The sequence below is a fragment of the Mycobacterium sp. NGS58 genome (genome assembly GCF_059812385.1).
The window spans coordinates 31,975-46,065 of sequence record NZ_JCALCO010000021.1 but is presented as its reverse complement, the minus strand read 5'-3'; the positions used below and the strand labels follow the sequence as shown (position 1 = coordinate 46,065).

General features: G+C 69.3%; 15 protein-coding genes. 12 read left to right on the top strand and 3 right to left on the bottom strand.

Annotated features, from left to right (window positions below):
• Positions 1-9 precede the first annotated feature (9 nt).
• From nadA to nadC, 3 genes are read left to right on the top strand one after another with little or no spacing between them, the layout of a single operon-like run.
• Positions 10-1,059 (top strand): quinolinate synthase NadA, encoded by a 1,050-nt coding sequence (nadA, locus tag AC5Y4H_RS19205; protein ID WP_499984061.1) that lies wholly within the window; start codon positions 10-12, stop codon positions 1,057-1,059.
• A complete protein-coding gene (locus AC5Y4H_RS19200; protein ID WP_499984059.1) occupies positions 1,056-2,636 on the top strand; it encodes an L-aspartate oxidase in 1,581 nt (526 codons plus the stop codon). Before nadA ends, AC5Y4H_RS19200 begins: the two co-directional genes overlap by 4 nt.
• Complete coding sequence (nadC, locus tag AC5Y4H_RS19195) at positions 2,633-3,493, top strand: carboxylating nicotinate-nucleotide diphosphorylase (RefSeq protein WP_499984058.1); 861 nt, start codon at positions 2,633-2,635, stop codon at positions 3,491-3,493. The genes AC5Y4H_RS19200 and nadC overlap by 4 nt, the downstream gene beginning before the upstream one ends.
• 182 nt (positions 3,494-3,675) lie before the next feature.
• Here nadC and AC5Y4H_RS19190 read toward each other — a convergent pair whose 3' ends face one another.
• Positions 3,676-4,089 (bottom strand): nitroreductase family deazaflavin-dependent oxidoreductase, encoded by a 414-nt coding sequence (locus tag AC5Y4H_RS19190; RefSeq protein ID WP_499984056.1) that lies wholly within the window; start codon positions 4,087-4,089, stop codon positions 3,676-3,678.
• Between the two features lie 86 nt (positions 4,090-4,175).
• On the opposite strand from AC5Y4H_RS19190, the gene hisD reads away from it, so the two are divergent.
• The 8 genes from hisD (at position 4,176) to hisI (ending at position 10,715) form a co-directional block, all read left to right on the top strand.
• Positions 4,176-5,522, top strand: coding sequence for a histidinol dehydrogenase (gene hisD / locus AC5Y4H_RS19185; protein WP_499984055.1), 1,347 nt, complete (start codon positions 4,176-4,178; stop codon positions 5,520-5,522).
• A complete protein-coding gene (locus tag AC5Y4H_RS19180) occupies positions 5,519-6,715 on the top strand; it encodes a histidinol-phosphate transaminase (RefSeq protein ID WP_499984053.1) in 1,197 nt (398 codons plus the stop codon). Before hisD ends, AC5Y4H_RS19180 begins: the two co-directional genes overlap by 4 nt.
• Positions 6,712-7,332 carry an imidazoleglycerol-phosphate dehydratase HisB gene (gene hisB, locus AC5Y4H_RS19175; RefSeq protein WP_499984052.1) on the top strand — a complete coding sequence of 207 codons (621 nt, stop codon included), beginning with the start codon at positions 6,712-6,714 and terminating at the stop codon, positions 7,330-7,332. The genes AC5Y4H_RS19180 and hisB overlap by 4 nt, the downstream gene beginning before the upstream one ends.
• Positions 7,333-7,340: 8 nt before the next feature.
• Positions 7,341-7,961, top strand: a complete 621-nt coding sequence (gene hisH / locus AC5Y4H_RS19170; RefSeq protein ID WP_499984142.1) for an imidazole glycerol phosphate synthase subunit HisH — start codon at positions 7,341-7,343, stop codon at positions 7,959-7,961.
• Between the two features lie 82 nt (positions 7,962-8,043).
• Positions 8,044-8,775: a bifunctional 1-(5-phosphoribosyl)-5-((5-phosphoribosylamino)methylideneamino)imidazole-4-carboxamide isomerase/phosphoribosylanthranilate isomerase PriA gene (gene priA / locus AC5Y4H_RS19165; protein ID WP_499984050.1), complete on the top strand. Its 732-nt coding sequence runs from the start codon at positions 8,044-8,046 to the stop codon at positions 8,773-8,775.
• Positions 8,776-8,780: 5 nt separating this feature from the next.
• On the top strand, positions 8,781-9,581 hold the full coding sequence (locus AC5Y4H_RS19160; protein ID WP_499984049.1) for an inositol monophosphatase family protein: 801 nt from the start codon (positions 8,781-8,783) through the stop codon (positions 9,579-9,581).
• A gap of 1 nt (position 9,582) precedes the next feature.
• Positions 9,583-10,371, top strand: coding sequence for an imidazole glycerol phosphate synthase subunit HisF (gene hisF, locus AC5Y4H_RS19155; RefSeq protein ID WP_499984047.1), 789 nt, complete (start codon positions 9,583-9,585; stop codon positions 10,369-10,371).
• Complete coding sequence (gene hisI / locus AC5Y4H_RS19150) at positions 10,368-10,715, top strand: phosphoribosyl-AMP cyclohydrolase (protein WP_499984046.1); 348 nt, start codon at positions 10,368-10,370, stop codon at positions 10,713-10,715. Before hisF ends, hisI begins: the two co-directional genes overlap by 4 nt.
• 9 nt (positions 10,716-10,724) lie before the next feature.
• Here hisI and AC5Y4H_RS19145 read toward each other — a convergent pair whose 3' ends face one another.
• The gene (locus AC5Y4H_RS19145) at positions 10,725-12,266 is read right to left on the bottom strand and encodes a serine/threonine-protein kinase (RefSeq protein WP_499984044.1); all 1,542 of its coding nucleotides are present in this window, start codon (positions 12,264-12,266) and stop codon (positions 10,725-10,727) included.
• Positions 12,267-12,423: 157 nt separating this feature from the next.
• Between AC5Y4H_RS19145 and AC5Y4H_RS19140 the strand changes: the two genes are divergently transcribed.
• Positions 12,424-13,515 carry a calcium:cation antiporter gene (locus AC5Y4H_RS19140; protein ID WP_499984043.1) on the top strand — a complete coding sequence of 364 codons (1,092 nt, stop codon included), beginning with the start codon at positions 12,424-12,426 and terminating at the stop codon, positions 13,513-13,515.
• A gap of 3 nt (positions 13,516-13,518) precedes the next feature.
• Here the strand turns inward: AC5Y4H_RS19140 and AC5Y4H_RS19135 are convergent, their stop codons facing one another.
• Complete coding sequence (locus tag AC5Y4H_RS19135; protein ID WP_499984041.1) at positions 13,519-13,977, bottom strand: peroxiredoxin; 459 nt, start codon at positions 13,975-13,977, stop codon at positions 13,519-13,521.
• Between the last annotated feature and the right edge of the window lie 114 nt (positions 13,978-14,091).

The window sequence follows — 14,091 nt, the reverse complement described above, 5'->3', positions numbered from 1 at the left end:
GGAGCCGCCATGACGGTGATAAATCGCATGGACACGCTCGCCGAAAGCATGGTTGCCGACATCACGAATTCACCCACCGGATACGCCGGTGTGGCAGGTGATGAGCAATGGGCCGCCGAAATCCGTCGCCTGGCCAAGCTGCGTGGCGCCACCGTGCTGGCGCACAACTACCAGTTGCCCGAGATCCAGGACGTCGCCGACCACGTGGGCGACTCGCTGGCGCTGTCGCGCATCGCCGCCGAGGCGGCCGAGGACACCATCGTGTTCTGCGGCGTGCATTTCATGGCCGAGACCGCAAAGATTCTGAGCCCCGACAAGACGGTGCTCATCCCGGACCAGCGCGCCGGCTGCTCGCTGGCCGATTCCATCACCGCCGACGACTTGCGCGCCTGGAAGGGCGAGCACCCCGGCGCGGTCGTCGTTTCCTATGTCAACACCACGGCGGCGGTCAAGGCGCTGACCGACATCTGCTGCACCTCGTCGAACGCGGTCGAGGTCGTCGAGTCCATCGACCCGGACCGCGAGGTGCTGTTCTGCCCGGATCAATTCCTCGGCGCCCACGTGCGCCGGATGACCGGTCGCGAGAACCTCCATGTGTGGGCGGGCGAATGCCACGTGCATGCCGGGATCAACGGCGACGAACTGAACGACCAGGCCCGCGCCAATCCCGATGCCGAGCTCTTCGTGCACCCCGAATGTGGTTGTGCCACTTCGGCGCTGTATCTCGCGGGCGAGGGTGCATTCCCGCCGGACCGGGTGAAGATCCTGTCCACCGGCGGCATGCTTCAGGCCGCCAACCAGACCGACGCGCGCAAAGTGCTGGTCGCCACCGAGGTCGGCATGCTGTACCAATTGCGCCGGGCCGCACCGCAAGTCGACTTCCGCGCGGTCAACGACCGGGCCTCCTGCAAGTACATGAAGATGATCACCCCGGCCGCGCTGCTGCGCTGCCTCGTGGAGGGGGCCGACGAAGTCGATGTCGACCCCGATGTCGCCGCCGCCGGCCGGCGCAGCGTGCAGCGAATGATCGAAATCGGACAGCCGGGCGGTGGCGAATGAACGCCCGCCCCCGGTGGACGCACAGCGCAGACGTCGTCGTCATCGGCACCGGCGTCGCCGGACTGGCCGCCGCGCTGGCGGCCCATCGCGCCGGGCGCAGCGTCGTGGTGCTGAGCAAGGCCGATCACGCTCGCGGGGCGACCGCGACGCACTACGCGCAGGGCGGCATCGCGGTAGTGCTGCCCGACAATGACGACTCGGTGGAAGCCCATGTCGCCGACACCGTGGTCGCGGGTGCCGGCCTGTGCGATCCCGAGGCGGTCTACTCGATCGTCGCCGACGGATACGCGGCGGTCGCCGAATTGGTCAACGACGGAGCACGATTCGACGAATCGAGGCCCGGCAGATGGGCGCTGACCCGCGAGGGTGGACACTCCCGGCGCCGCATCGTGCATGCCGGCGGCGACGCCACCGGCGCGGAAGTGCAGCGCGCCCTCGACCATGCCGCGCGCACGCTGGACATCCGCACCGGCCATCTCGCGCTGCGGATTCTGCACGACGGCGCCGCGGTGACCGGGGTCCTGGTCGGCACCGCGAACGGGTGCGGAATCATCAGCGCGCCCTCGGTGATCCTGGCCTCCGGCGGCCTCGGGCACCTGTACGGAGCGACCACCAATCCCGAGGGCTCCACCGGCGACGGAGTCGCGCTGGGCCTGTGGGCCGGTGTCGCCGTGAGCGATCTCGAGTTCATCCAGTTCCACCCCACGATGCTCTTCGCCGCCGATGCCGCCAGCGGGCGGCGTCCCCTGGTCACCGAGGCCATCCGCGGCGAGGGCGCGAAACTGATTGACCGGCACGGTGATTCGGTGACCGCCGGGGTTCACCCGATGGGTGACCTGGCGCCCCGCGACGTCGTCGCCGCGGCCATCGACGCGCGGTTGAAGGCCACAGGCGATGCCTGCGTCTTCCTCGACGCGCGCCACATCGGCGACTTCGCCGACCGGTTCCCGACGGTGACGGCCGCGTGCCGCGCCGCAGGCATCGATCCGGTTCGGCAACCCATCCCGGTTGTGCCCGGGGCGCATTACAGCTGTGGCGGCATCGTCACCGATGTGTACGGGCAAACCGAGCTGCCCGGGTTGTTCGCCGCGGGGGAGGTGGCACGCACCGGACTGCACGGCGCCAACCGGCTGGCGTCCAACAGCCTGCTGGAAGGTTTGGTGGTCGGCGGGCGGGCCGGCAAATTGGCGGCCACGCACGCCGCAACGACCGGGCAGGTGCGCGCCGTCGCGCCCGAGCCGGTCGTGCCCACCGCACCCGAGCGCGCCGAGCTGCAGCGCGCAATGAGCCGTGAAGCCTCGGTGGTGCGCGACGCCGCCGGGCTGACCCGGCTGTCCACCGCGCTGACACGGGCGCCGATCCGCCCGGTGTCCGGCCGCCGCGACTTCGAGGATGTCGCGCTGGCCGTCGCCGCCCGCGCGGTCACGGCCGCAGCCCTGGCCCGGACCGAGAGCCGGGGCTGCCACCACCGTGAGGAATACCCGCGGACCGCGTCCGAGCTGGGTCGCAGCAACGTGCTGCGCCTGGCCGACGACCAGAGCTCGGTGCTGGTGGAGGCGCTGGCGGCGGTCGTATGACCACGATGTCCGACTGTGAACTGACCGCGGCGCGCGAAACCATCAAGCGCGGTCTGGAAGAGGATCTGCGTTACGGCCCAGACGTCACCACCCTGGCGACGGTGCCCGCCGAAACGATTGCGACCGCGTTCATGGTGCCGCGCGAGCCCGGCGTGATCGCCGGCATCGACATCGCTCTGCTGGTGCTGGACGAGGTGCTCGGTCCCCGCGGCTACGAGGTGGTCGACCGCGTCGAGGACGGGACCCTCCTGGAGCCGGGCCAGCCGGCGCTGACGTTGCGAGCCGAGACCCGCGGCCTGCTGACCGCGGAGCGGACCATGCTGAACCTCATCTGCCACCTGTCCGGGATCGCCACCGCGACCGCGCACTGGGTGGCCGCCGTGCACGGCACCAAGGCCAAGGTGCGCGACACCCGCAAAACCCTGCCCGGCATGCGCGTCTTGCAGAAATACGCCGTCCGGGTCGGGGGCGGCGTGAACCACCGGCTGGGACTCGGCGACGCGGCCTTGATCAAGGACAACCACGTGGTGGCCGCGGGCTCGGTGGTCGGCGCGCTGCGGGCGGTGCGCGACGCGGCACCGGATCTGCCCTGCGAGGTGGAAGTGGACTCACTCGAGCAGCTGGACGAGGTGCTGCCGGAAAAGCCCGAGCTGGTCCTGCTGGACAACTTCCCGGTGTGGCAGACGCAGATGGCCGTGCAGCGCCGCGACGCGCGCGCGCCTGCCGTGCTGCTCGAATCGTCGGGTGGGCTCAGCCTGGAGAACGCGGCCGCCTACGCCGCGACCGGCGTCGATTACCTGGCCGTCGGCGCGCTGACCCATTCGGTGCGGGTCCTCGACATCGGTCTCGATATGTAGCTCGCCGCGGTGCGCTGCCTGATGCGCCAGCGTTGCGTGTGAATCGTGGGCGTTGCGTCTGAGTCGTCGGCGGCACTTCTCGGTGTGTCGCCGCCGTGGCGGCACACCCAACGCCACCAGCGCACACTCGAGTGGGCATGGGCGACGCCAATAGCCCCGAGGCCGCGCCGAAATTCACGACCTCAGGCGATGTCGGCGACGAATACCCCGATCCGGCGCAGCTGCATGCGTGCCATCCCCGGCAGGCCGTCCCCGTCCGAGCCGGCCGGCAGGATCCGCGGGTTAATCAGGTGCACCGTTCGATTGCGGCTGAGTTGCACGTCCGCCTGGCCGGCGGCCAGCACGTTCTTCACCCAGTTCGTCTTGCCGTGGCCCAGCGCGATCGCCAGGGTGTTGCCCTTGCGATACGTGGTCACGATCGTCTCGTAGGGCTTGCCGGAGGTGCGGCCACGATGCTTGATCGTCGCGGTGCCGGGCAGGTATCGCACGATCGGCTTGAGCGCCGGGTTGAAGTATTTGATCTGGAAGCGCTCAAACCAGGGCGGGAAGACCATCGGGATGCCCGGGGCATTGTTGGGATGATCCTTGGCGGACATGGCGGCTCCCTGAGTCGGCAACGCGGGGTATGGCCTCGATACCGGCACTGTACCGGTCGGATATCGACTTGAGTTCCTCTGGGACAATGGACACCGTGAGCACCCTCCAACCGTCGCCGATGGCCCGCATCGACCTGCGGGGCGCGGGGTTGACGGCCGCCCGATTGCGGGCGGCGCTGCCGCGCGGCGGCGCCGATGTGGAGACGGTGCTGCCCAAGGTCCGGCCGATCGTGCAGGCCGTCGCCGAGCGCGGCGCCGAAGCCGCCTTGGAGTTCGGAGCCACCTTCGACGGGGTCCGGCCCCCGGCCGTCCGAGTGCCCGATGCCGCGCTCGAGAAGGCCATGAGCGAGTTGGACGCGGGCGTGGCCGACGCGCTGCGGGTGATGATCGAACGCACCCGCGCCGTACACGCCGACCAGCGTCGCGCCGACGTCACCACCACCCTTGGCCCGGGCGCCACCGTCACCGAGCGGTGGGTCCCGGTCGACCGGGTGGGGCTCTACGTACCCGGCGGCAACGCCGTCTACCCCTCCAGCGTGGTGATGAACGTGGTGCCGGCCCAGGCCGCCGGCGTCGCCTCGCTGGTGGTGGCCAGCCCGCCGCAGGCCCAGTTCGACGGCCTGCCGCACCCGACGATCCTGGCCGCGGCCCGGCTCTTGGGGGTCGGCGAGGTGTGGGCCGTGGGCGGCGCGCAGGCGGTCGCGCTGCTGGCCTACGGCGGCACCGACCTCGACGGCGCCGACCTGGCGCCCGTCGACATGATCACCGGACCCGGCAACATCTACGTCACCGCCGCCAAGCGGCTGTGCCGGTCGCGCGTCGGGATCGACGCCGAAGCCGGCCCGACGGAGATCGCCATCCTGGCCGACCACACCGCCGACCCGGCGCATGTGGCCGCCGACCTGATCAGTCAGGCCGAGCATGACGAGATGGCGGGCAGCGTGCTGGTCACCCCGAGCGCGGACCTGGCCGACGCGACCGACGCCGAGCTGGCCGTCCAGCTACCGGCGACCGTGCATCGCGAACGAGTGACGGCAGCGCTCGGCGGACGCCAATCGGCTATCATCCTCGTCGACGACCTGGATGCCGGAGTCGAAGTCGTCAACGCCTATGCCGCCGAACACCTGGAGATCCAGACCGTCGACGCGGCCGCCATAGCCGGCCGCATCCGTTCGGCCGGAGCCATTTTCGTCGGCCCGTATGCGCCGGTGAGCCTGGGTGACTACTGCGCCGGGTCCAATCACGTGCTGCCGACCGCCGGCAGCGCCCGGCATTCCAGCGGCCTGTCCGTGCAGACCTTCCTGCGTGGCATCCACGTCGTGGACTACACCGAGGCGGCCCTGAAAGACGTGTCCGGGCATGTGATCGCGCTCGCCGAGGCCGAAGACCTGCCTTCACACGGCGAAGCGGTGCGGCGGAGGTTCGAGCGATGAGCGAACGATCCGAGCCCACGCTCGATGACCTGCCGCTGCGCGATGACCTGCGCGGCAAATCGCCCTACGGCGCACCGCAATTGGACGTCCCGGTACGGCTGAACACCAACGAGAACCCGCATCCCCCCAGCAAGGCGCTGGTCGACGACGTGGTGCGGTCGGCGAGTGCGGTCGCGGCCGAATTGCACCGATATCCCGATCGCGACGCGGTGGCCCTGCGCACCGATTTGGCCGCCTACCTGAGCGCCCAGACGGGCGTTCAGCTGGGAGTCGAAAACATCTGGGCGGCAAATGGTTCCAATGAGATCCTGCAACAGCTGCTGCAGGCGTTCGGGGGTCCGGGACGCAGCGCCATCGGGTTCGTCCCGTCCTACTCGATGCACCCGATCATCTCCGACGGCACCCGCACCGAATGGCTGCAGGCCGCCCGCGCCGACGACTTCAGCCTGGATGTCGACGCCGCCGTGGCCGCGATCACCGAGCGCCGCCCCGATGTGGTGTTCGTCGCCAGCCCGAACAACCCGTCCGGGCAGAGTGTTTCGCTGCCCGACCTGCGCCGGTTGCTTGACGCGGTACCCGGCATCCTGATCGTCGACGAAGCCTACGGCGAATTCTCCTCGCAGCCCAGCGCGGTCGAACTGGTGCGGGAGTATCCGACCACGCTCATCGTCTCGCGCACCATGAGCAAGGCGTTCGCGTTCGCCGGTGGCCGGCTGGGCTATTTGATCGCGACCCCGGCGGTGATCGAGGCGATGCTGCTGGTGCGGTTGCCGTATCACCTGTCGGTGCTCACCCAGGCTGCCGCACGCGCCGCGCTGCGGCACGCCGATGACACGCTGGGCAGTGTCGCGACACTGATCGCTGAACGCGAACGCGTCTCAACCGCGCTGACCGGCATGGGTTTTCGGGTGATCCCCAGCGACGCGAACTTCGTCCTGTTCGGCGAATTCACCGATGCGCCGGCCAGCTGGCAGCGCTACCTGGATGGCGGCGTGCTGATCCGCGACGTCGGAATCCCCGGCTACCTGCGCGTCACGACCGGACTGGCGGAGGAGAACGACGCCTTCCTGCGCGCGAGCGCCCAGATCGCCGCCACCGAACTGGCACCAGTTACCCCCAGTCCCGTAGGAGCGATCGCGAGCGCGGCGAAGCCGGGCGAAGCGGGTCGCGACCATGTCTTAGGAGCACCGTGACAGCGAGCGCTACCCGCCGTGCGCGCATCGAGCGCCGCACGAAGGAATCCGACATCGTCATCGAACTCGACCTCGACGGCACCGGCCAGGTCGACATCGACACCGGCGTGCCGTTCTATGACCACATGCTCACGGCGCTGGGCAGTCACGCCAGCTTCGACCTGACCGTGCGCACCAAGGGCGACGTCGAAATCGAGGGCCACCACACCATCGAGGACACCGCGATCGCGCTGGGGCAGGCGCTCGGCCAGGCTTTGGGCGACAAGCGAGGCATCCGCCGGTTCGGTGACGCCTTCATCCCGATGGATGAAACGCTGGCCCACGCGGCGGTCGACGTATCCGGCCGGCCCTACTGCGTGCACGTCGGAGAGCCGGATCACCTGCAGCACACCACCATTGCCGGCAATTCGGTGCCCTATCACACCGTCATCAACCGGCACGTGTTCGAATCGCTGGCCATGAACGCGCGCATCGCGCTGCATGTGCGCGTCCTTTACGGGCGCGACCCGCACCACATCACCGAAGCCCAGTACAAGGCGGTTGCCCGCGCGTTGCGCCAGGCGGTCGAGTCCGACCCCCGGGTGTCGGACGTGCCGTCCACCAAAGGGGTTCTGTGACGGCACTTATTCACCCGAAAAAGGTAGTTGTCCTCGACTACGGCTCGGGCAACCTGCGGTCGGCTCAGCGAGCCCTCGAGCGGGTCGGCGCGTCGGTCGAGGTGACCGGCGACGCCGATGCCGCGGCTGCGGCCGACGGATTGCTGGTGCCCGGTGTCGGCGCCTACGAGGCCTGCATGACCGGGCTACGCGGCATCGGCGGCGAACGCATCATCGCCGAGCGGGTCGCCGCCGCTCGCCCGGTGCTGGGCGTCTGCGTCGGCATGCAGATCCTGTTCGCGCGCGGCGTCGAATTCAGTGTGGAGACGCAGGGATGCGGTCAGTGGCCGGGTTACGTCACGCGACTGCAGGCGCCCGTCATTCCGCACATGGGCTGGAACGTCGTCGAATCCGGGCCCGGCTCTGTGCTGTTCAAGGGGCTCGATGCCGACACCCGGTTCTACTTCGTGCACTCCTACGCCGCGCAACAATGGGAGGGTTCCCCCGAGGCGGTGCTGACGTGGGCCACCCACGAGGGCCCGTTTCTGGCCGCGGTCGAGGACGGGCCGCTGTCGGCCACCCAATTCCATCCGGAGAAGAGCGGGGATGCCGGTGCGGCCGTGTTGAGCAATTGGGTCCAGGGACTGTGAGGGACCTCGCGAAAGCGCTTTCTACCGAGCAACAGCCGGCGATGCACGTAACCCGTTGCAATCTCGGCACACAGGAGGAAATGTGTTGATCTTGTTGCCCGCGGTCGACGTGGTCGACGGCCGCGCCGTGCGTCTGGTGCAGGGCAAGGCGGGCAGTGAAACCGAATACGGCTCCGCGCTGGACGCCGCGCTGACCTGGCAGCGCGACGGCGCCGAATGGATCCACCTGGTGGACCTGGACGCGGCCTTCGGGCGCGGCTCCAATCGCGAGCTGCTGGCCGAGGTGGTCGGCAAGCTCGACGTGCAGGTGGAGCTGTCCGGCGGGATTCGCGACGACGATTCGCTGGCCGCCGCCTTGGCCACCGGCTGCGCCCGGGTGAACCTGGGCACGGCGGCGCTCGAGAACCCACAGTGGTGCGCCCGGGCGATCGGCGAACACGGCGACAAGGTCGCCGTGGGTCTGGACGTGCAGATCGTCGACGGTGACCACCGGCTGCGCGGGCGAGGCTGGGAAACCGACGGGGGTGACCTGTGGGAAGTGCTGGAACGGCTTAACGGGCAAGGGTGTTCGCGGTTTGTGGTCACCGACGTGACCAAGGACGGCACGCTGGGCGGTCCGAATCTGGACTTGCTGGCGTCCGTCGCCGAACGTACCGACGCGCCGGTGATCGCCTCCGGCGGCGTGTCCAGCCTCGAGGACCTGCGTGCCATCGCCACCCTCACGGACCGCGGAGTCGAGGGCGCCATCGTCGGCAAGGCCCTCTACGCGGGGCGATTCACGTTGCCCCAGGCGCTGGCCGCGGTGGCGGAGTAGCACCCATGGACGTGGACACGTTGGTGGCGCAGGCGTCGGCGATTCTCGACGACGCTGTCGAGCCGTTCCTCGCCGGTCACCGCGCCGATTCCGCGGTCCGCAAGAAGGGCAACGACTTTGCCACCGATGTCGACCTCGCGATCGAGCGGCAGGTGGTCGCCGCGCTGGTCGAGGCCACCGGGATCGGGGTGCACGGCGAAGAATTCGGCGGCTCTGCCGTCGACTCGCCTTGGGTGTGGGTCCTGGATCCCGTCGACGGCACCTTCAACTACGCGGCCGGATCGCCGATGGCCGGCATCCTGCTGGGCCTGCTGCGCCGCGGGGAACCGGTGGCCGGACTGACCTGGCTGCCGTTCATGGACCAGCGCTACACAGCGGTGGCGGGCGGTCCGTTGCGCAAGAATGGCGTGCCGCAGCCGCCGCTGACCTCCATCGACCTGGCCGACACCCTGGTCGGCGCCGGGTCGTTCAGCGCGGACGCGCGGGGCCGATTCCCCGGACGCTATCGAATCGCGTTGTTGGAGAACCTCAGCCGGGTCTCGTCGCGTTTGCGGATGCACGGCTCCACCGGACTCGACCTTGCTTTCGTTGCGGACGGAATACTTGGTGCGGCAATAAGCTTCGGCGGTCACGTGTGGGACCATGCCGCCGGGGTCGCGCTGGTTCGGGCCGCCGGTGGCGTCGTCACCGATCTGGCCGGTGAGCCGTGGACGCCGACATCGGATTCCGCGCTGGCGGCCGCTCCTGCCGCGCACGCCGAGATCCTCGAGATCCTGCGCGCCACCGGACGACCGGAGGACTTCTGACATGCCCCCTGCCCCCAACGGCCTCGCTGTGCGCGTGATCCCGTGCCTGGACGTCGACGGCGGCCGGGTGGTCAAGGGCGTCAACTTCGAGAACCTCCGGGACGCCGGCGATCCCGTGGAGCTCGCGGCCGCCTATGACGCCGAAGGCGCCGACGAGCTGACCTTTCTCGACGTGACCGCATCCTCATCGGGACGGGCCACCATGCTCGATGTGGTACGCCGCACCGCCGAGCAGGTCTTCATTCCACTGACTGTCGGCGGCGGGGTGCGCACCGTGGCCGACGTCGACGTCTTGCTTCGTGCCGGAGCCGACAAGGTTTCCATCAACACCGCCGCGATCGCCCGGCCCGAGCTGCTGGCCGAGATGGCGCGGCAGTTCGGCTCTCAGTGCATCGTGCTGTCCGTCGATGCCCGCACGGTTCCGCCGGGCGCGGTGCCGACACCGTCGGGCTGGGAGGTCACCACCCATGGCGGCCGCCAAGGCACCGGGCTCGATGCGGTCGAGTGGGCAGCGCGCGGAGCGGATTTGGGGGTCGGGGAGATCCTGTTGAACTCGATGGACGCCGACGGCACCAAAGCCGGATTCGACCTGGAGATGCTGCAGGCGGTGCGCTCGGCGGTCACGGTACCGGTCATCGCCAGCGGTGGCGCGGGAGCGGCCGAACACTTCGCACCCGCCATCGCGGCCGGCGCCGATGCGGTGTTGGCGGCCAGCGTGTTTCACTTCCGGGAACTGACCATCGGTCAGGTGAAGGCCGCGATGGCTGCAGAAGGGATCACGGTGCGATGACGCTCGACCACCGGATCGCCGCCCGGCTGAAGCGCAATGCCGACGGCCTTTTTACCGCCGTGGTGCAGGAGCGCGGCAGCGGTGACGTGCTGATGGTCGCCTGGATGGACGACGCCGCCCTGGCCCGGACCCTGGAAACCCGTGAGGCAACCTATTATTCACGGTCCCGCGGCCAGCAGTGGATCAAGGGAGCGACGTCCGGCCACACCCAATATGTCCATTCGGTGCGGCTGGACTGCGACGGCGACACCGTGCTGTTGACGGTCGACCAGGTCGGCGGGGCCTGCCACACCGGCGACCACAGCTGCTTCGATGCCGACGTGTTGCTGGCGCCCGAGCGCTGAACCGCCCAATCAGCCCGGCAGCGCATTGAGCCCGTTTGCGGCGACCAGCGCGGCGCGTGTCCATTCCCGCCGGGCGACGGCCGGTTCGATGCGGTCCCGGCGAATGGCTTCGACGTCGATACCCGTTCCATTGATCGCCGCGGCGGGCACCCGGAAGGAAAAGCCGCGCTCCTCGGTGGCGACGGCCAAGATCGCGTCGGTGTCGGTGAAGTTGTTGGCGCGCATGGTGTCCTCGGCCCACCGGAACGGCTTGAGGCCCGCGAAACCCTTGACATACACCACCCAGAGCCGAACGCCACGAGCGGCGCGCAGGTTGTCCAGCGCGCGTTCGACCGTGTTGTGCTCGATCGGACCGAGGGCGCCCACCTGGTCGGTGATCTGGCCGGACAGCTTCAGGGCCGATGTCGACGGCGGCACAACGGTACTCGCGCCCGCCCGCGCCGCGGACGGCGACGAGGCACCGGGATCGGGCTGGCCGGGGTTGGCCCGCAGCAGGCGAACGCCGACGACGGCGGCCAGCGCGACAAGCGCGACGGCGACGAGCGCCGCGGCCAGCGGAACCGCCCGGACGCGGCCGCCGCGGGCCCGCGGCGGCGTGGCGCCGGCCGGGCCGGGCGGCGTTGCGATCGCTTCCGTTGGCGCAGAGATGATTTCCGTGGGCCCCTGATCAGCGCGCGAAGCGGCGCCCGCTCGGCCGGCCAGGGCCGCCGCGAATTCGGTGCACGTCGCGTAGCGCTCGTTCGGTCGCTTGGCGAGCGCCTTGGCGATGACGGGATCGAGTTCCGCCAGGTCAGGTCGCCGCTGACTGATCAGTGGCGGCGGTGCGGACAGATGCTGACCGATGACCACCGCCGGGTTGGAATGATGAAAAGGCGCGGTACCGCTCAACAGGTGGTAGGCGGTACAGCCCAGCGCATACTGGTCGGCTTTCGCGTCGAGGTCCGCACCCTGCAGTTGCTCGGGTGCGCAGTAGGCGGTGGTCCCCACCAACATGTTCGTCGCGGTCAGGCCGCTGATCTCACCCAGTTCGCGGGCAATGCCGAAATCGGCCAGCAGGATCCGTCGGCGCGGGTTGCCAGGAGAACTCGAGCCGAGCAAAATGTTGGCCGGTTTGACGTCGCGGTGCAGCAGCCCGCGCGAGTGGGCGTAATCGAGCGCGTCGGCCACCGCCGAAATGATCTCGACGACTTCGGCTTTCGGCATGCCGGACGGATACCGGCCGCGTAACAGCTCCGCGGCGTCGATGCCCTCCACGTAGTCCATCGACAGCCATAGCTTTCCCTCGAATTCGCCACGGTCGTGGATGCCGACGATGTGCTCGTTGTACAGGCCGGCCGCCAGATCGGCCTCGCGGTTGAAACGTTGGCGGAACTCGTCATTCGCGGTCAGTTCGGCGGACAACACCTTGAGCGCGTCGCGGCGGGGCAGCCGCGGGTGCTGAGCGAGATAGACCTGACCCATGCCGCCGGCGCCCAGCCGACGAACGATGGTGTAACCGGCAAACATCTGTCCTTCGCTCAGGCGTTCGTGATCGCCACCGCGGTCGGGCATGTGAGCATGCTACTGACGCCGCCGCCGCCGCAACCGGTTATCGCCCACCGAGGCGGGCCGAGTGGCTGCGGGCGCGCGACCGGCCATGCGCCGCCGAGCGTGTCAGGGGTCACTTTCCGCACGCGTGGGAGCACTACTTCGACAAGAATGGCGGTCAATGTCGAAATGGTCGTCCTGGAACATCGTTGTGCCAGTGCTTTCCGTCGTCGTGCTGGCGCTGATCTGGGGCAGGACGCTCGGTCCCGTGCTGGTCGGGCTGACGGCGTTGTTTCTCATCGGCGCAGTGGTCGCGGCGGTGCATCACGCGGAGGTGGTCGCACACCGGGTCGGCGAGCCGTTCGGATCGTTGGTGCTCGCGGCCGCGGTCACGGTCATCGAGGTCGCCCTGATCGTCGAATTGATGGCGTCCGGCGGTAACGAGACGGCGACCCTGGCCCGCGACACGGCGTTCGCCGCGCTGATGATCACCACCAACGGCATCGCCGGGCTGTCGCTGCTGCTGGGTTCCCGGCGGTACGGCGTGACGATATTCAACGCCGAAGGCAGCGGCGCCGCGCTGGCGACGGTGACCACCCTGGCGACGCTGAGCCTCGTGTTGCCCGCGTTCACCACCACCACCGTGGGCAAGGAGTTCTCACCCGGGCAGCTCGCCTTCGCCGCGGTCGCGTCGCTGCTGCTCTACCTGCTGTTCGTGTTCACGCAGACCGTGCGGCATCGCGACTTCTTCCTGCCGATCGCGCAGAAGGGTCAGAAGAGCCTGTTCGCCGACGAAAGCCATGCCGAACCGCCGACCGCCCGCGCGGCGCTGACCAGCCTCGCGCTGATGCTCGGCGCCCTGGTGGCGGTGGTGGGCCTGGCCGAAGAGGAGTCACCCGCCGTGGAGAGCGCGGTGACCGCGGTCGGCTTCCCGCAGTCGTTCGTGGGCGTGATCATCGCGGCGCTGGTGTTGCTGCCCGAAACGCTCGCGGCGGTGCGGGCGGCGCGGCAAGGCCGCATCCAGATCAGCCTGAACCTGGCGTACGGCTCGGCGATGGCCAGCATCGGGCTCACCATCCCGGCGATCGCGCTGGCATCGATATGGCTCAAGGGGCCGCTGCTGCTCGGCCTCGGCGCCATCCAGCTGGTGTTGCTGGCCCTGACCGTCGTCATCAGCATGCTGACGGTGGTGCCCGGCCGGGCGACCCGCCTGCAGGGCGAGGTGCATTTGGTGCTGCTGGCGGCCTACGTGTTCCTGGCGATCAACCCCTGACGGTTACGCGCGGGCACGCAGCGTCGCCAGCGCCTTATCGGCGTGGCTGTCCATGTTGAACTCGCTGGAGATCACCTCGAGCACCGTGCGGTCGGTGTCGATGACGAATGTCGTGCGTTTGACCGGCATCAGCTTGCCGAGCAGGCCCCGCTTGACGCCGAACTGGGTGGCGACGGTTCCGTCGGTGTCCGACAGCAGCGGGTAGTCGAACTTCTGCATGTCGGCGAATTTGGCCTGCTTCTGCACGGCGTCGGCGCTGATGCCCACCCGGTTGGCTCCGACCGCGGCGAACTCGGAGGCCAGATCGCGGAAATGGCACGCTTCTTTGGTGCAGCCGGGCGTCATCGCGGCCGGGTAGAAGAACAGCACCACCGGGCCCCCGGAAAGCAGTTCGCTGAGCTTGCGCGGCGTCCCGGCCTGATCGGGTAGTTCGAAGTCCGCGACGGTGTCACCAGGTTTCATGGCCGACACGCTACGCCGCCGTCATCGTCGTCCGGCCGGGTCCGATCGCCCGGCTCCTCCACACCCCGGGCTGCGTCGTCGTCAGGCTGGGCGCACCGAAGCACAGCAACGCGT